The organism is Cupriavidus sp. DF5525, from assembly GCF_040149425.2.
Classification (GTDB): domain Bacteria; phylum Pseudomonadota; class Gammaproteobacteria; order Burkholderiales; family Burkholderiaceae; genus Cupriavidus; species Cupriavidus pickettii_A.
The window spans coordinates 1331883-1354567 of the sequence record NZ_CP168266.1 but is presented as its reverse complement, the minus strand read 5'-3'; the positions used below and the strand labels follow the sequence as shown (position 1 = coordinate 1354567).

General features: G+C 66.1%; 21 protein-coding genes. 19 read left to right on the top strand and 2 right to left on the bottom strand.

Annotation, left to right across the window (positions count from 1 at the left end; all coding sequences use genetic code 11):
* Positions 1 to 210 precede the first annotated feature (210 nt).
* From ABNX08_RS27465 to ABNX08_RS27455, 3 genes are all read left to right on the top strand, one after another.
* Positions 211 to 1389 (top strand): CaiB/BaiF CoA-transferase family protein, encoded by a 1179-nt coding sequence (locus ABNX08_RS27465; protein WP_022538858.1) that lies wholly within the window; start codon positions 211 to 213, stop codon positions 1387 to 1389.
* A gap of 95 nt (positions 1390 to 1484) precedes the next feature.
* A complete protein-coding gene (locus tag ABNX08_RS27460; RefSeq protein WP_022538857.1) occupies positions 1485 to 2303 on the top strand; it encodes a CoA ester lyase in 819 nt (272 codons plus the stop codon).
* A 44-nt stretch (positions 2304 to 2347) separates the two neighbouring features.
* On the top strand, positions 2348 to 5794 hold the full coding sequence (locus ABNX08_RS27455; RefSeq protein ID WP_022538856.1) for a pyruvate carboxylase: 3447 nt from the start codon (positions 2348 to 2350) through the stop codon (positions 5792 to 5794).
* Between the two features lie 13 nt (positions 5795 to 5807).
* On the opposite strand, the gene ABNX08_RS27450 is transcribed toward ABNX08_RS27455, so the two are convergent.
* Positions 5808 to 6413, bottom strand: a complete 606-nt coding sequence (locus ABNX08_RS27450) for a hypothetical protein (protein ID WP_022538855.1) — start codon at positions 6411 to 6413, stop codon at positions 5808 to 5810.
* Positions 6414 to 6620: 207 nt separating this feature from the next.
* On the opposite strand from ABNX08_RS27450, the gene ABNX08_RS27445 reads away from it, so the two are divergent.
* Both ABNX08_RS27445 and ABNX08_RS27440 read left to right on the top strand, forming a co-directional pair.
* Entirely contained in the window at positions 6621 to 7469 is an 849-nt protein-coding gene (locus tag ABNX08_RS27445; RefSeq protein ID WP_022538854.1) for a MaoC family dehydratase N-terminal domain-containing protein, read from the top strand.
* A gap of 28 nt (positions 7470 to 7497) precedes the next feature.
* Positions 7498 to 8658, top strand: a complete 1161-nt coding sequence (locus tag ABNX08_RS27440; protein WP_022538853.1) for an acyl-CoA dehydrogenase family protein — start codon at positions 7498 to 7500, stop codon at positions 8656 to 8658.
* Between the two features lie 69 nt (positions 8659 to 8727).
* Here the strand turns inward: ABNX08_RS27440 and ABNX08_RS27435 are convergent, their stop codons facing one another.
* Positions 8728 to 9321 carry a TetR/AcrR family transcriptional regulator gene (locus tag ABNX08_RS27435; RefSeq protein ID WP_349608200.1) on the bottom strand — a complete coding sequence of 198 codons (594 nt, stop codon included), beginning with the start codon at positions 9319 to 9321 and terminating at the stop codon, positions 8728 to 8730.
* A gap of 174 nt (positions 9322 to 9495) precedes the next feature.
* Here ABNX08_RS27435 and ABNX08_RS27430 point away from each other — a divergent pair, with 174 nt between their 5' ends.
* From ABNX08_RS27430 to ABNX08_RS27365, 14 genes are all read left to right on the top strand, one after another.
* Positions 9496 to 10317, top strand: coding sequence for an alpha/beta fold hydrolase (locus tag ABNX08_RS27430; protein WP_022538851.1), 822 nt, complete (start codon positions 9496 to 9498; stop codon positions 10315 to 10317).
* Positions 10318 to 10321: 4 nt separating this feature from the next.
* Positions 10322 to 10618 (top strand): hypothetical protein, encoded by a 297-nt coding sequence (locus ABNX08_RS27425; protein WP_022538850.1) that lies wholly within the window; start codon positions 10322 to 10324, stop codon positions 10616 to 10618.
* A gap of 10 nt (positions 10619 to 10628) precedes the next feature.
* Positions 10629 to 11468: a hypothetical protein gene (locus ABNX08_RS27420; RefSeq protein ID WP_022538849.1), complete on the top strand. Its 840-nt coding sequence runs from the start codon at positions 10629 to 10631 to the stop codon at positions 11466 to 11468.
* Positions 11469 to 11490: 22 nt separating this feature from the next.
* Positions 11491 to 11835, top strand: coding sequence for a non-heme iron oxygenase ferredoxin subunit (locus ABNX08_RS27415; RefSeq protein WP_022538848.1), 345 nt, complete (start codon positions 11491 to 11493; stop codon positions 11833 to 11835).
* A 12-nt stretch (positions 11836 to 11847) separates the two neighbouring features.
* Positions 11848 to 13251, top strand: a complete 1404-nt coding sequence (locus tag ABNX08_RS27410; RefSeq protein ID WP_022538847.1) for an aromatic ring-hydroxylating dioxygenase subunit alpha — start codon at positions 11848 to 11850, stop codon at positions 13249 to 13251.
* Positions 13248 to 13799 (top strand): 3-phenylpropionate/cinnamic acid dioxygenase subunit beta, encoded by a 552-nt coding sequence (locus ABNX08_RS27405; protein WP_022538846.1) that lies wholly within the window; start codon positions 13248 to 13250, stop codon positions 13797 to 13799. The genes ABNX08_RS27410 and ABNX08_RS27405 overlap by 4 nt, the downstream gene beginning before the upstream one ends.
* 2 nt (positions 13800 to 13801) lie before the next feature.
* The gene (gene hcaB / locus ABNX08_RS27400) at positions 13802 to 14617 is read left to right on the top strand and encodes a 3-(cis-5,6-dihydroxycyclohexa-1,3-dien-1-yl)propanoate dehydrogenase (protein ID WP_041681802.1); all 816 of its coding nucleotides are present in this window, start codon (positions 13802 to 13804) and stop codon (positions 14615 to 14617) included.
* A 14-nt stretch (positions 14618 to 14631) separates the two neighbouring features.
* The gene (locus tag ABNX08_RS27395; protein WP_022538844.1) at positions 14632 to 15648 is read left to right on the top strand and encodes a nitronate monooxygenase family protein; all 1017 of its coding nucleotides are present in this window, start codon (positions 14632 to 14634) and stop codon (positions 15646 to 15648) included.
* An 82-nt stretch (positions 15649 to 15730) separates the two neighbouring features.
* Positions 15731 to 16510: a 2-keto-4-pentenoate hydratase gene (locus ABNX08_RS27390; RefSeq protein WP_022538843.1), complete on the top strand. Its 780-nt coding sequence runs from the start codon at positions 15731 to 15733 to the stop codon at positions 16508 to 16510.
* A gap of 54 nt (positions 16511 to 16564) precedes the next feature.
* Positions 16565 to 17728: an ABC transporter substrate-binding protein gene (locus ABNX08_RS27385; protein ID WP_022538842.1), complete on the top strand. Its 1164-nt coding sequence runs from the start codon at positions 16565 to 16567 to the stop codon at positions 17726 to 17728.
* Entirely contained in the window at positions 17725 to 19578 is a 1854-nt protein-coding gene (locus ABNX08_RS27380; RefSeq protein WP_022538841.1) for a feruloyl-CoA synthase, read from the top strand. Before ABNX08_RS27385 ends, ABNX08_RS27380 begins: the two co-directional genes overlap by 4 nt.
* Positions 19579 to 19611: 33 nt before the next feature.
* A complete protein-coding gene (locus ABNX08_RS27375; RefSeq protein WP_022538840.1) occupies positions 19612 to 20565 on the top strand; it encodes an acetaldehyde dehydrogenase (acetylating) in 954 nt (317 codons plus the stop codon).
* Positions 20566 to 20586: 21 nt separating this feature from the next.
* Positions 20587 to 21609, top strand: a complete 1023-nt coding sequence (gene dmpG, locus ABNX08_RS27370) for a 4-hydroxy-2-oxovalerate aldolase (RefSeq protein WP_022538839.1) — start codon at positions 20587 to 20589, stop codon at positions 21607 to 21609.
* Between the two features lie 4 nt (positions 21610 to 21613).
* Positions 21614 to 22684 (top strand): FAD-binding oxidoreductase, encoded by a 1071-nt coding sequence (locus ABNX08_RS27365; protein WP_022538838.1) that lies wholly within the window; start codon positions 21614 to 21616, stop codon positions 22682 to 22684.
* Position 22685: the final 1 nt, after the last annotated feature.

The following is a 22685-nucleotide window of genomic DNA, read 5'->3' as shown; positions in this document are numbered from 1 at the left end:
AGGCGTCACATATGTCGCAAACCGGGTCATGCCGGTCCCGGACGCCCGTGCTTTCGCCGCAGACGAACGGCCGCTTCGAGAAAACGAGATTTACCGACTCTCCAAGCGCTGGGAGACTTGCTGGCAGGCGAACTCGCGTCGCGCACCCAATCCCGGTCGTTTGTTCCTGCAAAGGCAGTTCGAACGCTACCTCTCTCGAAAAAGGCTGTTATGCGTCCCCTCGATGGCATTACCGTGGTTTCCCTGGAGCATGCAATCGCTGCGCCGTTCTGTACCCGCCAGCTCGCCGACCTGGGCGCGCGCGTGATCAAGATCGAACGGCCCAAGGTCGGCGACTTTGCCCGCGGCTATGACGAGAGAGTGGACGGCATGTCGTCGCACTTCGCCTGGACCAATCGCTCCAAGGAGAGCCTTGCGCTGGACCTGAAACACCAGGAAGCGCCGGCCATCCTGCAGAAGATCCTGGACAAGGCGGACGTGCTGGTCCAGAACCTGGCACCGGGCGCCGCCGATCGCCTCGGCCTGTCCTACGAAGCTCTGTCGCAGCGCTATCCCGGCATCGTCGTCTGCGATATCTCCGGCTATGGCAACGACGGTCCCTACCGGGACAAGAAGGCCTATGACCTGCTGATCCAGGCCGAGTCCGGCTTCGTCTCCATCACCGGCACGCCGGAGAGCCCGTCCAAGGCAGGCTGCTCGATCGCGGACATCGCCGCCGGCATGTATGCGTACACCAATATCCTGGCGGCCCTGCTGCAGCGCGGCAAGACGGGCAAGGGCGCCCATATCGACGTATCGATGCTGGAAAGCATGGTCGAGTGGATGAGCTATCCCCTCTACTACGCCTTCGACGGCGCCACGCCGCCGCCGCGCGCCGGCGCCTCGCATGCGACCATCTTCCCCTATGGCCCGTTCACGGCCGGCGATGGCAAGACCATCATCCTCGGCCTGCAGAACGAGCGCGAGTGGGAGGCGTTCTGCCGGGTCGTGCTGGAACGGCCGGAGCTCGCCACCGACGCGCGCTTCGTCACCAACTCCCTGCGCGCCAAGAGCCGCGAGGAGCTGACGCAGATCATCACCGATGTCTTCTCCGCGCTGACCATCGACCAGGTGGTCGAGCGCCTGGAGCGCGCCCAGATCGCCAACGCCCGCATGAACGACATGCGCGATGTCTGGAACCACCCGCAGCTCAAGGCACGCGAGCGGTGGACGTCGGTTTCGTCGCCGGTGGGCGTGATTCCGGCACTGTTGCCGCCCGGCATGCCAAATGCCTTCGACCCGCGCATGGACGCCATCCCGGCCCTGGGCGAACACAGCGAAGACATCCTGCGCGAACTCGGCTACACCACCGACGACGTGTCGCGCCTGCGCACCGAAGGCGCCATCTGATCCCCCGGCCGGACCGCGGCCGTTCCCTGCTCCGCCTCTTCGCGGCCATCTGAAGGCCGGGGGAGGCGCTCGCCTATCTGCCAGACAGTGCTCCCATGACCACCACCGCTATCGCCCGCTCCTACCTCTTCGTTCCCGCCAACCGGCCGGAGCGCTTTGCCAAGGCCCATGCATCGGGCGCCGATCGCGTCATCCTGGACCTGGAGGATGCCGTCTCTGAGAGCGACAAGGACCGCGCCAGGCAACTGCTGGCGGACTACCTTGCCGCAGGCGGCACCGGCCTGGTCCGCATCAACGCCACGCAGACGAAATGGTTCGAGGATGACGTGCGCGCCTGCCTGAAGCCAGGCGTGCAGGGCGTCGTGCTGCCCAAGGCGGAGAGCGCGGCGCAAATCGGCGAGGTCGCGAAACACCTGCCGCCGGAAATCAAAGTTCTGCCGCTGATCGAGACTGCCGCCGGCATGACCAACGTGGCGGAAATCGCCGCCGCGCCGGGCGTCGAGCGCCTGATCTTCGGCACCGTGGATTTCCGCACGGAACTGGGTATCGAAGGGGACGACCAGGAACTGCTCTTCTTCCGCTCCATGCTGGTCCTGGCCTCCCGGGCCGCGGGCATTGCCGCGCCGGTGGACGGGGTAACGGTCTCCATCTCCGATGTGGATGAACTGCGCGCTGCCAGCACCCGTGGCCGCCGGCTGGGATTCGGCGCAAAGCTTTGCATCCATCCGGCGCAGGTAGCGGAGGTCAACGCGGCATACCGGCCTACCGAAGCACAACTGGCGTGGGCGCAGCGGGTCATCGATGGCGCAAAGTCGAGCCCCGGTGCGTTCCAGCTGGATGGCGAAATGGTAGACGCGCCCGTGATCGCACGTGCTGCGGACCTGCTGAGGCAAGCCGGTCGAGGCACCTCCTGACAGGCGCGAGTAAATTCCAAGATTCCTGGGTTCCTACAAGCAAGATGAAGAAAATCCGCAGTCTCCTGATCGCCAACCGAGGCGAGATCGCCATTCGCGTGATGCGCGCAGCCAGTGAGCTTGGCATCCGCACCGTCGCCATCTATTCCTACCAGGACCGCTTCGCGCAGCATCGCTTCAAGGCTGACGAAAGCTACCTGGTCGGCCAGGGCAAGAAGCCCGTCGACGCGTATCTCGATATCGAAGATATCCTGCGCGTGGCCAAGGGGGCGGGCGTGGATGCCATCCATCCGGGCTACGGCTTCCTCTCCGAGAATCCGGACTTCGCCGAGCGCTGTGCGCAGGAAGGCATCGCGTTTATCGGCCCGAAGCCCGAGGTGATGCGGGAGCTGGGCAACAAGGTTGCCGCACGCGAACTGGCGCAGCGGGTGGGAGTGCCGGTGGTGCCCGCCACCGGTGCGCTCCCCAATGACCTGGCGCAGGCCGGCAAGCTGGCAGCGGAGATCGGCTATCCGCTGATGCTCAAGGCGAGTTGGGGCGGTGGCGGTCGCGGCATGCGCGCCATCCACAAGGAAGCCGACCTGGCGGACGCCATTGCCGCGGCGCGGCGCGAAGCCAGGGCCGCCTTCGGCAACGACGAGGTCTATCTCGAGAAGTTCATTGCGCGGGCCAAGCATGTCGAGGTGCAGATCCTGGGCGACACCCACGGCAATATCGTCCACCTGTTTGAGCGCGATTGCTCGGTGCAGCGGCGCAACCAGAAGGTGGTCGAGCGGGCGCCGGCCCCTTACTTGGACGATGTCAGGCGCCAGGCGCTGTGCGGGGAAGCGCTCAAGCTCGCCAGGGCCGTCTCGTACACACATGCGGGTACGGTCGAGTTCCTGATGGACGCCGACACGGAGGATTTCTACTTCATCGAAGTCAATCCCCGCGTCCAGGTCGAGCACACGGTGACCGAGGAAGTCACCGGGGTCGATATCGTGAAGGCGCAGATCCGCATCACGGAAGGCGCGCAGATCGGGGATGCCGCTTCGTCCGTGCCACGCCAGGAGGAGATCAGGTTGCGCGGGCACGCCGTCCAGTGCCGCGTAACCACTGAAGATCCGGAGAACGGCTTCGCGCCGGACCACGGCAAGGTGACCGCCTATCGCAGCGCCGCCGGTTTCGGCATCCGGTTGGACGCCGGCACCGCCTATACCGGGGCCGTGGTGACGCCTTACTACGACTCGTTGCTGGTCAAGGTGACGTGCAAGGGGCGCGATGCCGGCGAGGCCAACGAGCGTATGAGCCGCGCGTTGCGCGAGTTCCGCGTTCGCGGCGTGGCCACCAACCTGGCCTTCCTCGAGAACGTGATCGAGCACGAGGAATTCCGCTCGGGGCGCTGTACCACGCGCTTTATCGACAACACGCCCGAGCTGTTCAACTTCCGCCAGCGCCGGGACCGGGCGACCAAGCTGCTGAACTTTATCGCCGACGCCAATGTCAACGGCAACCCGGACGTCAAGGGGCGCGCCGCGCCCTCCCGGATCGTGCTGTCGCATCCGCTGCCGGCTACCGACCCTGCCGCCGTGGTTCCGGAAGGCACGCGTACGCGGCTGTCGAACATCGGACCGCGGGCGTTTGCCGAATGGATGAAGGCGAGCAAGGCCGTCCTGCTGACCGACACCACCATGCGCGACGCCCACCAGTCGCTGCTGGCGACTCGGATGCGGACCGGCGACATGACCGCCATCGCTCCGTACTACGCGCGGCAGTTGCCGGGCCTGTTCTCGATGGAGTGCTGGGGCGGGGCCACTTTCGACGTGGCGATGCGGTTCCTGAAGGAAGATCCGTGGCAAAGGCTGGAAGCGCTGCGCGAGGCCGTCCCCAATATCCTGTTCCAGATGCTGCTGCGCGGCTCCAACGCGGTCGGCTATACGAACTACGCGGACAACGTGGTCCAGTACTTCGTCAAGCGGGCTGCCGCCAGCGGGGTTGACCTGTTCCGCGTGTTCGACTCCTTCAACTGGGTCGAGAACATGCGCGTGGCGATCGATGCGGTGCTCGACACCGGGGCGCTGTGCGAGGGCACCATCTGCTATACGGGCGATCTGTTTGACCGCTCGCGCGCCAAGTACGACATCCGCTACTACGTCGAACTGGCCAAGGCGCTCGAGAAGGCAGGCGTGCACGTCCTGGGCCTCAAGGACATGGCCGGCGTGTGCCGCCCGCAGGCAGTCCACGCGCTGGTGAAGGCGTTGAAGGAGGAGGTCGGCCTGCCGGTCCACTTCCATACGCACGATACCAGCGGTGCCTCGGTGGCCTCCGTGCTGGCGGCGGTCGATGCCGGCGTCGACGCCGTGGATGGTGCCATGGACTCGATGAGCGGGCTCACTTCGCAGCCCAGCCTCGGCGCCATCTGCGCGGCGCTCGAGCACAGCGCACGCAAGCCCGCGGTCGGCTACCGTGACCTGCAGCCGTTCTGCACCTACTGGGAGTCCGTGCGCAGGAACTACGAGCCCTTCGAGGCGGACATGTGCGCCGGCACGTCGGACGTCTACCGGCATGAAATGCCGGGCGGCCAGTACACCAACCTGCGCGAGCAAGCGCGCTCGCTGGGGCTGGCGTCGCAATGGCCAGAGGTCGCGCAGGCCTATGCCGACGTCAATGTGATGTTCGGCGACATCGTCAAGGTGACGCCATCGTCCAAGGTCGTGGGCGACATGGCGCTGCACCTGGTCGCCAACAAGCTGTCGACGGCCGATATCCTCGACCCGGCCAAGGAGGTCTCGGTACCGGACTCCGTCATCTCGATGTGCCGGGGCGAGATGGGCTATCCGGCGGATGGCTTTCCTGAAGCGCTGCAGAAGAAGCTGCTGCGCGGCGCCGCGCCGATCGAGGGCAGGGCCGGCGCGCATATCCCGGCGGTCGACCTGGAAGGGGCCCGCAAGCAGGCGGAAGGTGAGGTTGGCCGGTCCCTGTCCGACAACGACCTCGCCTCCTGGCTGATGTATCCGAAAGTCTTCAAGGATTTCTGCGCGCACCAGGAGCAGTACGACGATGTCTCCATCCTGCCGACGCCCGTGTTTTTCTATGGCCTGGAAGCCGGCCAGGAGATTGCGGTCGAGCTCGAGAAGGGCAAGACGCTGTACGTAGGCCTGAACGCCCAGGCCGAGGCGGATGCGCAAGGCGGCGTGCGCATGTACTTCGATGTCAACGGCCAGCCGCGCCCGATCCGCGCATTGAAGCGCCAGGAAGGCAAGGCTGCCCAGGCTGAGCGCATGGCGAATGCGAATGACCCGATGCAGGTGGCCTCGCCGATGCAGGGCAGCGTGATTTCGGTGGGGGTCAGTCCGGGCCAGACTGTCGCCAAGGGCGACACGCTGGCAGCCATCGAGGCGATGAAGATGGAGACCAGCGTCGTCGCCGAGGCCGGTGGCGTCGTGAAGAGCATCCTGGTCCAGCGCGGTACGCTGGTTCGGGCCGGCCAGTTGCTGATCGAGCTGCAATAGTCCGTTAGCGGCCCTAAAGGCTGTCTTCCCGCAGGCGCGAAACCGTCTGCAGGGAGACGCCGAACCAGTCGTAGAAGGACGCTTCCAGGTCCTGGCTGTCCGCCCAGCCCACGCGCGCTTTCAGGTCGGCCACGGACAGGTTGCACCGGATCGACTCGAACAGCGCCCGCATCAGACGCTGCGTCCGGCAGATCTGGGTAAAGGCGGCTCCCTGCCGGAACAGCGCGGTGCGGATCCTGTCCGGTGTGGTCTGGAGTGCGCTGGCCATCACCCGCGCATTCCACTCCTGCTGCGGGTGGTGGAACACGGTCCCGGAGATCAGTTCCCGCAGGTACTCGACCTTGGGAGCCGTTGTCCCGACCTTCATGACGGTGCGCAGGTCCACCGCGGCGTCGTCCAGCACGAGGTCGCACGCGCTGGGGCTGAACAGGCTGCCCGCCAGGTGCAGGTCGATGGACGCGAAGGCGGGAATGCTGACGGTCTGGCCTTCGCGCAGGGTGCGTGAGAAGCCGCGCGCGGCGAGTATGTGCTGTCCGCGGGACGCGGTAATCCGCAAAGGGAAGGCCGGGATGAGCCGATGCAGGGACACACGGCTGCGGCAACGAATCTGGACTTGCATGGAAAGCAGTTCAACGCTCTGTCGTGCCCAGATGCTCGCTGCACTTTGATGCGCAGTAAATCCGTTTATTCCGAACACTGCATTCGGATATGCGGCAGTCCCAGTGCTTTCTGTCGAAGCGAATGGCTCGTTCCGAACTTTCGAATTGGAAGCGGCGGCGGCACCGTGCATAGTGGAGCCCAGGCAATCAGACCACAGAGAGACGCGATGGACGTTGTGAAGTTGAAAGAATGGGTCGGGAAGACGACCGAAAGCCAGGACGAGGTCACGGCGTTTCCCGTCAAGGCGCTCGCGGCGACGCTTGACTACGATGACCCGGCGCCCGTTCGCGGTGACGCCATCGCGCCGCTCTGGCACTGGCTCTATTTCCTGCCGCTGCACCGGCAGTCCGAAATCGGTGCGGACGGTCATGCAAGCCGCGGCGGCTTCCTGCCGCCGGTGCCGCTGCCGCGCCGCATGTGGGCCGGCGGCCGTCTCTGGTTCCACCAGCCGCTGCGCATCGGCGATGCCGCGTCCAAGGTGTCGCGCATCCTCGATGTCAGCGCCAAGAGCGGACGCAGCGGCTCGCTGGCCTTTGTGACGGTGGAGCACAAGTACTACGGCGGCAACGGACTGGCGGTCACCGAAGAACACGACATCGTCTACCGCGAGAACGCAACGCCGAACGCGCCCGCCCCGGAGCCGGTGCCGGCGCCGACTGGCGAAGAATGGGTGCACGAGGTGGCGACCGACCCGGTGCTGCTGTTCCGTTTCTCAGCGCTGACTTTCAACGGCCATCGCATCCATTACGACAAGCAATACGTAACCGCGGTCGAGCACTACCCGGACCTGATCGTCCACGGCCCGCTGCAGGCGATGCTGCTGCTCGAACTGGTGCGCAAGAACCTGCCGGACGCAGTGGTCAAGAGCTTCTCGTTCCGGGGCGTGCGACCGACCTTCGTGCCGCAGCGCATTTTCGTCTGCGGCAAGCGCAGCGAGGACGGCAAGACCGTCGAGCTGTGGATCCGCCATGAAGATGGCGCCCTCGCGATGAGCGCGACCGCTGAACTGAACTAACCCCGCAAAGATTTTTGGAGACAAGGCTGTGCAGAACAGAATCGATGAATACCAGGAAATCCGTGAAGCCGTGCGCGATCTGTGCGGCCAGTTCTCGTCGGAGTACTTCCGCAAGATTGACGAGGTCCGGGGCTACCCTGAAGAGTTCGTGAATGCGCTGACCGCCGCCGGCTGGCTGGCTGCGCTGATCCCGGAGGAGTATGGCGGCTCGGGCCTGGGCCTGACCCAGGCGTCCGTCATCATGGAAGAAATCAACCGTGCCGGCGGTAACTCGGGCGCCTGCCACGGCCAGATGTACAACATGGGCACGCTGCTGCGCCATGGCTCGGCCGAACAGAAGAAGCTGTACCTGCCCAAGATCGCCAGCGGCGAACTGCGCCTGCAATCGATGGCCGTGACCGAGCCGACCACCGGCACCGACACGACCAAGATCAAGACCACCGCCGTGCGCAAGGGCGACAAGTATGTCGTCAACGGCCAGAAGGTGTGGATCTCGCGCGTCCAGCATTCGGACCTCATGATCCTGCTGGCCCGCACCACGCCGCTGGCCGAGTGCAAGAAGAAGTCGGAAGGCATGTCGATCTTCCTGGTCGACCTGCGCGAGGCCATCGGCAAGGGCCTGACGGTCCAGCCCATCATCAACATGGTCAACCACGAGACCAATGAGCTGTTCTTCGACAACCTGGAAATCCCGGCGGAGAACCTGATCGGCGAGGAAGGCAAGGGCTTCAAGTACATCCTCGACGGGCTCAACGCCGAGCGCACGCTGATTGCCGCCGAGTGCATCGGCGACGGCTACTGGTTTATCGACAAGGTGACCAAGTACGTGAACGAGCGCATCGTCTTCGGCCGGCCGATCGGCCAGAACCAGGGCGTGCAGTTCCCCATCGCCAAGGCCTTCGTCAACGTGGAAGCGGCCAACCTGATGCGATTCAAGGCGGCGAAGCTGTTCGATGCGCACCAGCCGTGCGGCGCCGAAGCCAACATGGCCAAGTTGCTGGCGGCTGATGCGTCGTGGGAAGCGGCCAATGCCTGCCTGCAGTATCACGGCGGCTTTGGCTTCGCGGCGGAGTACGACGTCGAGCGCAAGTTCCGTGAAACCCGCCTCTACCAAGTGGCGCCGATCTCGACGAACCTGATTCTTTCCTACGTCGGCGAGCACATCCTGGGGATGCCGCGCTCGTTCTGAGGTTTCGCTTCAGTGGTCTCCTGGACCTTGCGACCCGCCTTCGAGCGGGTCGTTTTTTTCCGCGTGCGGTTAATTCGGCGTCAGCAGCAGCTTCTCCATGAACGCCCGGCGCTCCGCCTTCTGCTCGTCGGTACCCTGGTGCGAAAGCAGGGACTCCGACAGTTCATAACTGTATAGTGCAAACGCCCGTGCCCTCGCCTCGGCAATGCCGAACCCCAACGCGCTGAAGCACTGGGAAATATAAGAGAGCCGCTTGGCATCGACCTCGTCCAGCACCTGGCGCACGCGCTCGTCGCGGCGCGCCCAGGCGCGGATGGCCAGTTCCGTCGACGCCGCCTCCTGCGCCGGCACGCCCCGGAACGGCAGCGACAGCAGGTCGCGGATCAGGTCGCGCGGGGTCAGGTTGCGACGTTCAAAGCGATAGATGATCTGCTCCGTGGCCTCGTCGCGCCAGGATTCGAGCATCCGGCGCAGCAGGTCGTCGCGATCCTTGAAATGCCAGTAGAAGCTGCCGCGCGTGACGGCAAGTTCCTTTGACAGGACCTCCACCCGGACCGCGTCCACGCTCCGGCTCACCAGCAGGTTGCGGGCGGCCTTGATCCAGTCCTCAGGCGTCAGTTGGTTGCGCGCAGGGGCTGCCGCACCTGGCGTGGCTTTCGTCATCAGGTTCTCCATATGCAATGTGCACGATTCTACTACTGCGTGGAAATGCACTTGTGTATGGTCGGCAAGCCGGTGCATTGCGCGTAAACCCTCATGCTTTTTGCCTGTATTCGTTCTTGACCTGGATCAACTCACTCCATACCATACACATACGTATGTGTATGGAGAAACGCGATGGGCAAGTTTGGAGGTGTGGGTTCGACCCTGGTTGCCGCTGGCCACCAGACCAATTACTTCGACCAGGGATCGGGCAAGCCTTTGTTCTTGCTGCACGGTTCGGGTCCGGGGGTGTCCGGCTGGGGCAACTGGAAGGGCGTGATGAACGAGCTGGCGCAGTCGTTCCGCGTGATCGTGCCGGACATCGCCGGCTTCGGCTTTACCGAGTTCAAGGACGGCACCAGATACGACATCAAGCTGTGGGTCAGCCACCTGGTCGGGATCATGGACGCGCTGGATATCGAGCGCGCCTCGTTCGTGGGCAACTCGTTCGGCGGCGCGTTGTCGCTGGGCCTGGCGGTGTTCGACCCGAAGCGGGTCGAGAAGCTGGTGCTGCTGGGCACGCCGGCCGGCGAGTTCGAGCAGACCCCAGGGCTGCGCTCGGCCTGGGAATACGAGCCGTCGCTGGAAAACATGGAAAAGACCATGCGCCTGTTCCCGTATGACCAGTCGATCATCACGCCGGAAATGGTGCAGTCGCGTTATGAGGCCAGCGCGCGTCCCGGCGCCCAGGAGGCGCTGCGCAAGCTGATCCCGCAGCCGAATGCGGAGGGCCCGACCCTCGTCAAGGGCTTCCCCGAGCATGTGGTGTCCAGGATCGAGGCCCCCACGCTGGTGCTGCACGGCCGCGAAGACCGCGTGGTGCCGCCAGCCTGCGGCCAGCTGCTGGCGCGCGCCATCCCGAATGCCGACCTGCACCTGTTCGGCCGTTGCGGGCACTGGGTCCAGACCGAGCGCCGCGCCGACTTCCTCAAGCTGGTCTCCGACTTCATCGCCTGACGCCATGAGCCGCAACGTACTCGAGCGGGTGCTGCACCAGCTGACCGTGGACCGGTCCGCCAAGCAGCGTTTCCGCGAAGACCCGCAGGCCTTCCTGCAGCGCTTTGCGCTGACCGAGGCCGAGCGCGCGATGCTGACTGGCTTTGACGTGCTCGGGCTGCAGCAGGCCGGCGTGAACCCCATGCTGACCATGGGGTTCTGGCAGGAACTCTCGCCCGAGCGCGACATGCGCGCCTACATGAAGAAGCTGCGCCCGGTGGGCGCGTCCGAGGCGCTCCACAGCGCTGCCCTGAAGCAATAGGTGAACAGAGATGGGACAAATCGTAGGCGGCTTCCTGGTGCCGCATGACCCGGTCATGTTCGTAGCGCCGCAGGCGCCGGCACCGGCCGTACAGGACCGTATGTGGGGGGCGTTCGCCACCTGTGCCCGGCGCCTGGCTGAACTGGAGCCGACCAGCGTCATCGTGGTGGGCGCCGACCACTACATGCTGTTCGGCACGACCTGCCTGCCGAGTTACCTGATCGCCACGGGCGATGTCGACGGACCGCTGGACGCCATGCCGGGCCTGAAGCGCGGGGTCATCCCGAACAGTGAAGGCCTGGCGTCGCATATCGCGGGGGACGGTCGAGCGCGCGGCATTGACTGGGCGGTCGCCCGCGCCCTGACGGTCGACCACGCCATCGCCATCCCGAACCAGCTGATGGTCGAGCCGATGCGCGAAGCCGGCCGCAAGGTCGGCACGGTCCCGGTCTACCTGGCTGCCGGCGTGGATCCGTACATCCGGATCGCGCGGGCCATCGAAGTGGGGCGGCAGATCCGCGAAGCGGTGGAGTCGTTCGACGCCAGCGAGCGCGTGGCGGTGATCGGCAGCGGCGGCATCAGCCACTGGGTGGGCACCGCGGAAATGGGCCGTGTCAACCCGGATTTCGACCGCCAGATCCTGGACTACGCCGAGCGCGGCGACCTGGATGCGCTGGCCGCGCTGAGCGACGAATACATCCTCGCCAACGGTGGCAATGGCGGCATGGAAATCCGCAACTGGGCCTGCGCCATGGGCGCCCTCGAGGGCGCGCGCGGCGAGGTGATCGCCTACGAGGCCGTGCCGGAATGGGTGACCGGCCTTGGTTTCGTGCAACTGCACCGGCAGTAATGCACGCAGACGGAAAGCAGAGATGAGCAAGAAAGTATTCCTCCTGAAGCGCGATGCGCTCGAGCCCGGCCAGGTGTGCAAGGTCGAAACCAACGGCTGCCCGCTGGCGGTCTACAACGTCGACGGCATCTTCTATGCCACCAGCGATGTCTGCACGCATGCGACCGCCTCGCTGTCCGACGGCGAGATCGTCGACGGCGACCTGATTGCCTGCCCGCTGCATGACGGGCAGTTCCATATCCCCACCGGCCAGGCCATGGCATTTCCCTGCACGGTGGACCTGCGCACCTACAAGGTGATCGAGGACGGCGACGAGATCTACGCCGACCTCGAGCAGGAGTCCGAAGCCGCAACGTCGGCCATCTGAGGAAAGCGAGCCATGACACACGACTGCACAGGCAACTGCGAACGCCTGCGGAAAGACCCCGTCAGCGAACCGCTGAGCGGCCTGGATCGCCTGATCGACCTTGACGTCGGCCGCCTGTCGCGCCGCGTTTACTGGGACCACCGCATCTACGAGCAGGAGCTGGAAAAGATCTTCGCGCGCAGCTGGCTGTTCCTGGCGCATGAATCCCAGATCCCGAGGGCCGGCGATTACGTCACCACCTACATGGCGGAAGACAACGTCATCGTCGTGCGCCAGAAGGACGGATCGGTCAAGGCGTTCCTCAACACCTGCCCGCATCGCGGCAACAAGCTGAACTTCACCGACGCCGGCAATGCCCGGACCTTCGTCTGCAACTATCACGGCTGGGCCTTTGGCATCGACGGCGCGCTGCGCGGCATGGCCGGGCAGGAACTGTTCGAGGACAGCGGCATGAATCGCGCCGAGCATGGCCTGCACCCGGTGGCACAGGTGGCGACCTACAAGGGCCTGGTGTTCGGCAACATGGACCCGGATGCGCCTTCGCTCGAGTCTTACCTGGGCGACTTCCGCTACTACCTCGACGTGATGCTCGACATGGACGGAAAGGGCACGGAGTTTGTCGGCGGCTGCGTGAAGTCGGTGATCAACTGCAACTGGAAGGTTCCGGTCGAGAACTTCATCGGCGATATCTACCATGCGCTGTGGACGCACGACTCGGCCGCGCGCGCAATGCTGGGCGGACCGGTTGCCGAGGTCTACAAGGATCCAGATTCCTACCACGTCAACTTCAACGGCCACGGCTGGGAGTTCAACCTCGACGTGGTCGGCAACGCCGCGACGCTGGGCGACAAGGAAATCCGCAAGTACCTGTACACCATCCAGCCGAAGGTGGCCGAACGCCTGGGCGAGTTCCGTTCCAAGATGATCGGTTCGATCTCCTCGGTCAGCGTGTTCCCGAACCTGTCTTTCCTGCCGGGGCAGAACACCTTCCGGGTATGGCATCCGCGCGGCCCGGGCAAGATCGAACTGCACACCTGGACCATCGTCAACAAGAGCGCGCCGCAGGACATCAAGGACCGCTGGCTGAAGGGAACCATGATGACCTTCTCGCCGTCGGGCGTGTTCGAGATGGATGATGGCGAGAACTTCGAGTTCTCGACACGCACCAATGCGGGCTTCGTCACGCGCCAGCAGGACCTGTACATGGGCCTGGGCCGCGGCACGCGTCTCGACGACAGCGGGCTGCCGGGCAACGTCTACCGCAACCAGGTGAACGAGGCCAACCACCGCGCGTTCTACCAGCGCTGGCTGGACCTGATGCGCGCGTGCAGCTGGGATGAAGTGCCGGCGCGGGACCAGGCCAGCCTGGACGACATCGCTTTCGCCTACCAGAACAGCGCCAAGGAGGTCGCATGAGCGCGGTGCCGCAATCCTTGCCAGCAGTGAAGGGCGAACAACCGGTGGATCGCGAGACCGCCCACCGCGTCGAGCAGTTCCTGTTCCGGGAAGCGCGCCTGCTGGACAGCGAAGCCTGGGAGCAATGGCTGGCGCTGCTGACGGACGACATCCATTACTGGATGCCGGCGATCGAGAACCGCCGCCGCGCGGACAAGCTGGGCGCCTATGCGCCGGGCCGGGGCGCCTTCTTCGATGACAATCACCTCGACCTGGAACGACGGGTGGCGCGTTTCAAGCAGCCCTCGGCGTGGGCCGAGGATCCGCCGACCCGGCACGTGCATGTGATCAGCAACGTCGAAGCACTGCATGGCGCGGCGCAGGACGAGTTCATCGTGCATTCGGTCTTTGTCAACTACCGCAGCCGCGGCGAAGCCGACAACGATCTCCTGCTGGGCCGTCGTGAAGATGTGCTGCGCGTAGTGGATGGCGACTTCCGGATCGCGCGTCGCAAGATCGTGATTACACAGTCGCTGTTCATGTCCAAGAACCTCAACACCTTCCTGTGACCATGGGCTGGCTAAATGACGATGTGGCGCTGGTCACCGGAGCAAACTCCGGGATCGGACGGGCGGTGGTGCGGCGCTTCCTGGATGAAGGCGCGAAGGGGATCGGCGCGCTGGTGCGCAATGCAAGCGGCGCCGACAGCCTGCGCAAAGAGTTTGGCGACCGCGTGGCCGTCACGGTTGGCGACGTGCGCTCGCCGGAGGCCAACGCCGAGGCGGTGACCCATACGCGCAAGGCATTCGGCAAGCTCGATACGCTGGTCGGCAATGCAGGGGTGTGGGACTACTTCGCGCCGCTGCGCAAGTTTGCCGACGGGCAGCAAGTGGCCGATACCTACCGCGAAGTCTTCGACATCAATGTCCTTGGCTACCTGCTGGCCGCCTATGCGGCAGCGCCCGCGCTGCGCGAAAGCCGCGGCAGCATGATCTTCACGCTGTCCAACGCGGCCTTCTATGCAGGCGGCGGAGGGCCGGCGTACGTGGCCTCGAAGCACGCCTGCGTCGGGCTGATCAAACAGCTCGCGTACGAACTGGCGCCGGATGTGCGCGTCAACGGCGTGGCCCCGGGCGGCACCGTGACCCCTTTGAAGGGACCGGAGTCGCTGGGCAAGCAAGGGTCAAAGCTCTCCGAGATCCCCGGCTTCGGCGATGCCGTGGCGGACGCGGTGCCGCTCGGCTTCATCGCGCAGCCGGAGGACCACGCCGGCCACTACGTACTGCTGGCTTCCCGTACCAACTCGCCGGCCACCACGGCTGCCATCCTGCAGAGCGATGGCGGCTGGGAGGTACGCGGCCGCCCGGCGCGGCGCCCGCGCGACTGATCACTGACACAACGATGAACGCCCCCATCTCCCATTCCGCTTCCGCGCACGCCTCGCTGCGCGCCACCTTCGCCGGCGCCCGCCTGCCGGTGATGGCAGCACCGATGTTCCTGGTCTCCGGCCCGGAGCTGGTCTGCGCCAGCCTGAGCGCCGGCATCGTCGGCACCTTTGCTGCCCCCAATGCGCGCAATACCGAGGCGCTCGACCAGGCGCTGGCACGGATTGCCGACCATGCACAGGATTGCCCGACGGTTCCGTGGGCGCTCAACATGATCGTGCACAGCAGCTACGACCGCTTCGAGGCCGAGATGGTGCTGGTCGAGCGCTATCGCCCCGGCATCGTCACCACCGCGCTCGGCAGTCCGCGCCGGGTGCTGGACCGCGTGCATGCCTACGGTGGCCTGGTAATGGCCGACGTCATCTCGCCGGCGCTGGCGCGCAAGGCCATCGATGCCGGCGTGGATGGCCTGGTGCTGGTGACCAGCGGTGCCGGCGGCCATACCGGCCAATACCACCCGTTCTCGTTCCTCGCCGAGGTGCGCGAGTTCTGGGACGGCCCGATCGGGCTGGCCGGTGCCATCTCCAGCGGCGCGCATATCCGTGCCGCACAGTTGCTCGGCGCCGACTTCGTGGTGGTCGGGACGCGGCTGATCGCCACGCCGGAAAGCATGGTGCCGCAGCCATACCGCGACCTGCTCGTGGCAAGCCGCATGGAGGACCTTGCGCTGTCCAGCGCGGTCTCGGGCGTGCCGGCCAACTGGCTGAAGCCGACGCTCGCGGCAGCTGGCTTTACGCCGGATCAGATCAAGGCGGAAGGCAAGATCGATTTCTCCGGCGATATCGTGGCCGCGCCCAAGGCCTGGAAGGACGTCTGGTCCGCCGGGCATGGCGTCGGTGCGGTGCGCTCGGTGGCTACCGTGGCCGAGGTGGTGGCGGAGCTCGAGACGGACTACGTCGCCTGCCTGCGCGCCGAGCAGGCGGCCACGGCGGCGCTGATGCACCGCTATCCGCTGAGCCGGGCGCCGGCCTGACTTTTCCTGAAGTGCAGCAACGGGACGGACAGACGCGAGCACGCGCGGCGTCCCTGGAATCAAACGACAAGGTAGACACAGGATGACAGCCCCTCATACCCAGCAGGCAGCCGACGCGCTGCACCAGGCCCGGCAAGACCGCGCACCGATCCCACGCATTTCCGAGTCGTATGGCATCACCGGTCTTGACGATGCCTATGCCGTTGCCGACATCAACACGCAGCGTGCCCTGGCGGCGGGCCGCGTCATCAGCGGCAAGAAGATCGGCCTGACCTCGGTGGCCGTGCAGAAGCAGCTCGGCGTCGACCAGCCCGATTTCGGCGTGCTCTTCGCCGACATGGAGTACGTCAGCGGCATGGCCGTGCCCGTCTCCACGCTGATCCAGCCCAAGGCGGAAGGGGAGGTGGCCTTCGTCATGGGCAAGGATCTGGAAGGCGACCTGACCTGGGGCCGCTTCCTGAGCGCGATCGAATATGCCCTGCCTGCCATCGAGATCGTCGACAGCGCGATCCAGGACTGGCGCATCACGCTGGTCGATACCGTCGCGGACAACGCCTCTTGCGGCCTCTACGTGCTGGGCGCGGATCCGAAGCGCCTGAGCGACGTGACCCTGCCGGAATGCAGCATGCGCTTCCTGCGCAATGGCGAGCTGAGCTCGGAGGGCAGCGGCGCTGCCTGCCTGGGCCACCCGCTGAATGCGGCCTGGTGGCTGGCCAGGACGATGCTGAAGGTGGGTGCGCCGCTGCGCGCTGGCGACGTAGTGCTTTCCGGGGCGCTGGGGCCAATGTTCCCGATCCGGGCAGGGGAGGGTTTGCAGCTGGAAGTGGAGGGGCTCGGACGGGTGGACTGCCAGACCGAGTAAACAGACCATCGCGATCACCGTTCCCGCCTTGCAGAGCGGGACGTAGGAGACAACATGAAACAGGCAATCTTCAAGGCGGCAGCCATCGTGCTTGCCACCTCGGCAGCGCTCACCCATTTTTCCGGCGCGGCACAGGCGCAGACAGCCGAGATCACCATCGGCGTGACGCTGTCCGCGACCGGCCCCGCCGCGTCGCTGGGCATCCCCGAGAAGCAGGCGCTCGGCATGCTGCCGAAGACGCTGGGCGGCAAGCCCGTGCGCTATGTAATGCTCGATGACGGCACCGATCCGGCGGCAGCATCGAAGAATGCGCGGCGGCTGATCGAGGAAGACAAGGTCGACGCGATCATCGGCTCCTCCACGGTGCCGACCTCCATCGCGGTGGCCACCGTGGCCGCCGAGGGCAAGACCCCCGCGATCGCGCTGAGCCCGTTCGTACCCAAGCCGGGCTGGATCGCATGGTCATTCTCGCTGCCGCAACCGGTGGGCGTCATGTCCGCCGCGCTGCTAGACGACATGGCCAAGCGGAAGGTGGGTTCGCTTGCCTTCATCGGCTACAACGACTCCTACGGCGAGGCCTGGCTGAAGGACATCCAGCCGCGCATCGAGGCCGCCGGCATCAAGCTGGTGGCGACCGAGCGCTTTGCCCGCACCGACCAGTCCGTGGCCGGGCAGTCGGTCAAGGTGGCGGCGTCGCGGCCCGACGCGGTGCTGGTCGTCGGCAGCGGCACGCCGGCAGCGCTGCCGATGACGGCGCTGCGCGAGCGCGGCTTCAAGGGCGCCATCTACCAGACGCACGGCGTGGCCAATAACGACTTCCTGCGCGTGGGCGGCAAGGCAGCCAATGGCGTGGTGCTGCCCGCCGGTGCCCTGCTGGTTGCCGAGCAGTTGCCGGCGTCGCACCCGAGCAAGGCCGTGGCCGCCGACTTCGTCACCCGCTATGAGGCGAAGTACGGCGCCGGCTCGCGCGACCTGTTCGCCGGCTATGCCTATGACGCCTACTTGCTGCTGGACAAGGCCGCCGCCACGGCTGGCAAGACCGCGCAGCCCGGTACGCCGGCGTTCCGCCAGGCACTGCGCGACGCCATCGAAGGCACGACCAACCTGCCGGCCACGCATGGCGTCATCAGCGTCAGCAAGACCGAGCACACCGTCTATGACAACGCCAGCCGCGTGCTGGTCCGGGTCCAGGATGGCGGCTGGAGGATCGTCCAATGAATGCCGTAGCTTCCCGCCTGCTGGGCGACTGCCCGGCTGAAGCCACTCCGGTTGCGCTGGCCGCCCCCGATATCGCGATCGACCGGCGCAAGGACGGCAGCTTCGTAATGCGCTCCACCCAGCCGCTGCAGCCCTACGTGCGCTGCATCGGCGACTGGCTGCAGTACTGGGCGCAGGAGGACGGCAGCCGCACCTTCCTGGCGGAGCGGCAGGGCGAAGGCTGGCGCCGCGTCAGCTACAGCGATGCCCTGGCCGCGGTGCGCCGTATCGGCCAGGCCATCCTGGACCTCGGTGTCGCCGCGGATGCGCCGGTGGTGGCGCTGTCGGACAACAGCGTCAACCTGGCATTGCTGTCGCTGGGTGCCATGCACGTCGGCCGTCGCATCGCGGTGGTGTCGTCGGCCTATACCGTGGTGGCCAAGGATCACGGAAAGCTGCACGCCATCCTGGACCGGCTGCAGCCGGGCCTGCTCTATGCGGAGAATGGGACCCAGTACTGCGCGGCAATCTCGGCGTGGCAGCCGGGGTGTCCGGTGGTCTTCACCCACGGCGCGGAAGGCGATGCACTGCCGTTCGCCAGGCTGCTCGACGCCACGCCGGGCGCGGCCGTCGAAGCAGCCTTCGCGGCGGTCAGCGGGGATACCGTCGCCCGCATCCTGCTGACATCCGGTTCGACCGGCGTGCCCAAGCTGGTGCCGAACACCCATCGCATGCTGTGCGCCAACCAGCAAATGATCGCGCAGTGCTGGCCCTTTATCGACAAGGCGCAGCCGGTGGTGCTCGACTGGCTGCCCTGGAGCCATACCTTCGGCGCCAACCACAACTTCAACCTGGTGCTGCGCAACGGCGGCACGCTGTATCTCGATAACGGACGTCCGGCACCGGGAGCGATCGAGTCTACCCTCAAGGGGATCCGTGAAGTCCGGCCCACGCTGTTCTTCAATGTCCCGCGCGGCTACGACGTGCTGCTGCCGTACCTGGAGGCCGACGAATCGCTGGCCCGGGCGCTGTTCGAACGCCTGGACATGCTGTTCTTCGCTGCCGCCGCACTGCCGCAGCAATGCGCGGAGCGCCTGCGCGCGGTCGCGGCGAGGGTCCGTGAAGTGCCGCTGTTCTTCACCACCGAGTGGGGCTCGACCGAGACCTCGCCGGTTGTCACCAGCGCGCACTTCCGGACCACGGAGACTCGCAATATCGGCGTGCCAGTGCCTGGCGTGGAACTGAAGTTCGCTCCGTGTCAGGACAAGTACGAACTGCGCGTCCGGGGCCCCTCGATCTTTCCCGGCTATGTCGGCGACGAAGCTAAGACACGCGAGGCCTTCGACGAAGAGGGGTTCTATTGCATGGGAGATGCCGGCAAGCTTGCCGATCCGGCGGACCCGAACGCCGGCGTCATCTTCGACGGGCGCGTATCCGAGGACTTCAAGCTCACCACTGGCACGTGGGTGTCGGTCGGTACGCTGCGTATCGCGGCGGTGTCGGCGATGGCGCCCTATGCCCAGGATGCGGTGGTATCCGGCCATGACCGGGGAGAGGTCGGCCTGCTGCTCTTCCCCACGCCGGCACTGCGTGCGCTGGCCGGCGACGGCGAGGGCCGCCTGTGCGGCAAGTCCCTGGGACAGCATCCGGCCGTGCGGCAGGTGCTCAGCGAGATTCTGGCCGGTCTGTGCAAGGGCGCCGGCAGTTCGCAACGGCCGGCCCGCGCGGTGCTGCTTTCCACGCCACCCTCGATCGAGCAGGGCGAGATCACCGACAAGGGCTACATCAACCAGCGCGCCGTGCTGACGCTGCGCGCCGATGACGTCGAGCGGCTGTACTCCGGCTGCACGTCGGTCATCTATCCAATCTGAACCGTCCGGACAGGAACACACAAGGAAGCAGTCATGACTCGAAAACTGAAGGCCGCCATCATCGGCTCGGGCAACATCGGCACTGACCTGATGATCAAGATTCTCCGCCATGGGCGGCATATCGAGATGGGAGTCATGGTCGGCATCGATCCCGCCTCGGATGGCCTGGCGCGCGCCGCGCGCATGGGCGTGGCCACGTGCGCCACCGGCGCCGCGGGGCTGAAGGCGATGCCGGAGTTCGCCGATATCGACATCGTGTTCGACGCCACCTCGGCCGGCGCGCATGTGCAGAACGAAAAGCTGCTGCGCGAGGCCAAGCCTGGCGTCCGCATGATCGACCTGACGCCGGCCGCGATCGGCCCGTACTGCGTGCCGGTAGTCAACCTGGAGGCTCATCTGGACGCGACCAACGTCAATATGGTCACCTGCGGCGGCCAGGCAACCATCCCCATGGTGGCGGCGATCGCCGCCGTGACCAAGGTGCACTACGCCGAGATCGTGGCCTCGATCTCGAGTAAGTCGGCCGGCCCGGGCACTCGTGCCAATATCGACGAATTCACGGAAACGACCTCGCGCGCGCTGGAGGTGGTCGGTGGCGCGACCAAGGGCAAGGCCATCATCGTGCTGAATCCCGCCGAGCCGCCGCTGCTGATGCGCGATACCGTCTACACCCTCTCCGAGCCCGCCGATACCGACAACGTGGAGCGTGCCGTCGAGGCGATGGTGGCCGCGGTCAACCGCTACGTGCCCGGCTACCGCCTGAAACAGCGCGTGCAGTTCGAGCACTACGGCGCCGATCGTCCGCTGAACATCCCCGGTGTCGGCAAGCTGCCGGGCCTCAAGACGACGGTGTTCCTGGAGGTGGAGGGCGCCGCGCACTACCTGCCGGCCTATGCGGGGAACCTCGACATCATGACTTCCGCCGCGCTCGCCACCGCCGAAAAACTGGCCGAGCGCCAGATCGCTGCCGCCGCCGCCGCGGCTTGACCGTCCAGACAGGAAACCAAGATGGCAACCAAGCTCTATATCTCCGACGTGACGCTGCGCGACGGCTCGCACGCAATCCGTCACCAGTACAGCATTCCGCAGGTCCGCGCGATCGCGAAGGCCCTGGACGAAGCCCGCGTCGATTCGATCGAGGTGGCGCACGGCGATGGCCTGCAAGGTTCATCGTTCAACTACGGCTTCGGCGCGCATACCGACCTGGAATGGATCGCCGCCGTGGCGGAAACCGTCACCCACGCCAAGGTGGCCACGCTGCTGCTGCCGGGCATCGGCACCATCCACGACCTGCGCGCCGCCTATGACGCCGGCGCCCGCATCGTGCGCGTGGCGACGCATTGCACCGAAGCCGACATCTCGCGCCAGCATATCGAGTACGCCCGCGAGCTCGGCATGGACACGGTCGGCTTCCTGATGATGAGCCACATGACCACGCCGCAGGTGCTGGCGCAGCAGGCCAGGCTGATGGAAAGCTACGGCGCAACCTGCATCTACGTCGTTGACTCCGGCGGCGCCCTCACCATGGACGGCGTGCGCGACCGCTTCCGGGCGTTCAAGGACGTGCTCGATCCCGTCACGCACACCGGCATGCACGCCCACCACAACCTGAGCCTGGGTGTGGCCAACTCCCTGGTTGCCGTGGAAGAGGGCTGCAACCGCATCGATGCCAGCCTGGCCGGCATGGGTGCCGGGGCCGGCAATGCGCCGCTGGAAGTCTTTATCGCCGCGGCCGAACGCATGGGCTGGAACCACGGCACCGACCTGTACAAGCTGATGGACGCCGCCGACGACCTGGTGCGCCCGCTGCAGGACCGCCCGGTGCGCGTGGACCGCGAGACGCTGGCGCTCGGTTACGCCGGGGTGTACTCGAGCTTCCTGCGTCATTCGGAAGTGGCCGCGGAGCGCTATGGTCTGAAGACCGTCGACATCCTGGTCGAGCTCGGCCGGCGCCGTATGGTCGGCGGCCAGGAAGACATGATCGTGGACGTGGCCCTCGACCTGAAGTCGCAACAGAACGCAGCCGGATAATCCTATGTCGCAGGAACAGACCCTGGAGCGTCCCGGCATGCCGGACGAAGTCAAGGCCCAGGCCGAACACCGTATCACCTTTGCGCCGGCCGGGGTCACGCTCGACTGCGCGCCAGGCCAGTCCGTGCTGGAAACGGCGCTGGGGGCGGGCTTCTTCCCGAAGCACAGTTGCCGGCGCGGAGAATGCCATGCCTGCTGCGCGCCGGTCCGGAGCGGGTCCGTCTCCTATCCCGAGGGCTTCGAGCCTGAAGGCGTGCCGGAAGGGCACTGCCTGACGTGCATGGCCAGGCCCGAGGGCGACGTGGTGATCGAGGCGCCGGAGGTGTCGGCGGTGCCCGGACGTCGCGTGGTGCAGGCCGGCGCCCGCGTGCTGTCGGCGGACCGGGTCAGCCATGACGTGACCGTGGTGCGGCTGCAGGTGCCGCCTAATGCGGGTTTCGATTTCAAGGCGGGGCAGTACTGCGACGTGCTGCTGCGCGACGGCACACGCCGCAGCTACTCCATGGCCAACGCGCCGGACGGCGGCGGGACGATGGAATGGCATGTCAGGGCGCTGCCCAAGGGGCGGTTTTCGACGCATGTGTACCAGGCGCTGAAGCCCCGCGACATGCTGCGGGTGGAGGGCCCCTTCGGTGCCTTCGTGCTTTCCGAAACCGACAAGCCCGTCATCCTGCTGGCGTCCGGCACCGGCTACGCGCCGATCGCTTCCCTGATGAAGACCCACGGCCAGGCGCTGCAGGCACGCGGCGCCGTGTTGTACTGGGGCGGCCGCAGACGCGAGGACTTGTATGCGATCGACGAGGCGCAGGAGTGGGAGGCGCTCGCGGCGCGGCTCCGCTTTGTTCCGGTGCTGTCCGAGCCGGATGCCGACTGGCAAGGGCGCAGCGGCTTCGTGCATGAAGCGGTCGCGCATGACTTCCCGGACATGAGCGGCATGGAGGTCTATGCCTGCGGCAACCCGCTGATGGTGGACGCCGCCAGGGCAACCTTCACGCGCGAGCACGCCTTGCCGGACGGGGCCTTCCTCAGCGATGCCTTTATTACGGCGGTGACCGACCCCAGGCCTGCCCCATAGC

Bases quoted from the DNA above. Each gene is read 5' to 3' on its own strand.
- ABNX08_RS27365 (WP_022538838.1), top strand. From the start codon at position 21,614: ATGTCGCAGGAACAGACCCTGGAGCGTCCCGGCATGCCGGACGAAGTC.
- ABNX08_RS27430 (WP_022538851.1), top strand. From the start codon at position 9,496: ATGGGCAAGTTTGGAGGTGTGGGTTCGACCCTGGTTGCCGCTGGCCAC.
- dmpG (WP_022538839.1), top strand. From the start codon at position 20,587: ATGGCAACCAAGCTCTATATCTCCGACGTGACGCTGCGCGACGGCTCG.
- ABNX08_RS27415 (WP_022538848.1), top strand. From the start codon at position 11,491: ATGAGCAAGAAAGTATTCCTCCTGAAGCGCGATGCGCTCGAGCCCGGC.
- ABNX08_RS27405 (WP_022538846.1), top strand. From the start codon at position 13,248: ATGAGCGCGGTGCCGCAATCCTTGCCAGCAGTGAAGGGCGAACAACCG.
- ABNX08_RS27445 (WP_022538854.1), top strand. From the start codon at position 6,621: ATGGACGTTGTGAAGTTGAAAGAATGGGTCGGGAAGACGACCGAAAGC.
- hcaB (WP_041681802.1), top strand. From the start codon at position 13,802: ATGGGCTGGCTAAATGACGATGTGGCGCTGGTCACCGGAGCAAACTCC.
- ABNX08_RS27390 (WP_022538843.1), top strand. From the start codon at position 15,731: ATGACAGCCCCTCATACCCAGCAGGCAGCCGACGCGCTGCACCAGGCC.
- ABNX08_RS27460 (WP_022538857.1), top strand. From the start codon at position 1,485: ATGACCACCACCGCTATCGCCCGCTCCTACCTCTTCGTTCCCGCCAAC.
- ABNX08_RS27455 (WP_022538856.1), top strand. From the start codon at position 2,348: ATGAAGAAAATCCGCAGTCTCCTGATCGCCAACCGAGGCGAGATCGCC.
- ABNX08_RS27450 (WP_022538855.1), bottom strand. From the start codon at position 6,413: ATGCAAGTCCAGATTCGTTGCCGCAGCCGTGTGTCCCTGCATCGGCTC.
- ABNX08_RS27425 (WP_022538850.1), top strand. From the start codon at position 10,322: ATGAGCCGCAACGTACTCGAGCGGGTGCTGCACCAGCTGACCGTGGAC.
- ABNX08_RS27435 (WP_349608200.1), bottom strand. From the start codon at position 9,321: ATGACGAAAGCCACGCCAGGTGCGGCAGCCCCTGCGCGCAACCAACTG.
- ABNX08_RS27420 (WP_022538849.1), top strand. From the start codon at position 10,629: ATGGGACAAATCGTAGGCGGCTTCCTGGTGCCGCATGACCCGGTCATG.
- ABNX08_RS27380 (WP_022538841.1), top strand. From the start codon at position 17,725: ATGAATGCCGTAGCTTCCCGCCTGCTGGGCGACTGCCCGGCTGAAGCC.
- ABNX08_RS27385 (WP_022538842.1), top strand. From the start codon at position 16,565: ATGAAACAGGCAATCTTCAAGGCGGCAGCCATCGTGCTTGCCACCTCG.
- ABNX08_RS27410 (WP_022538847.1), top strand. From the start codon at position 11,848: ATGACACACGACTGCACAGGCAACTGCGAACGCCTGCGGAAAGACCCC.
- ABNX08_RS27395 (WP_022538844.1), top strand. From the start codon at position 14,632: ATGAACGCCCCCATCTCCCATTCCGCTTCCGCGCACGCCTCGCTGCGC.
- ABNX08_RS27465 (WP_022538858.1), top strand. From the start codon at position 211: ATGCGTCCCCTCGATGGCATTACCGTGGTTTCCCTGGAGCATGCAATC.
- ABNX08_RS27375 (WP_022538840.1), top strand. From the start codon at position 19,612: ATGACTCGAAAACTGAAGGCCGCCATCATCGGCTCGGGCAACATCGGC.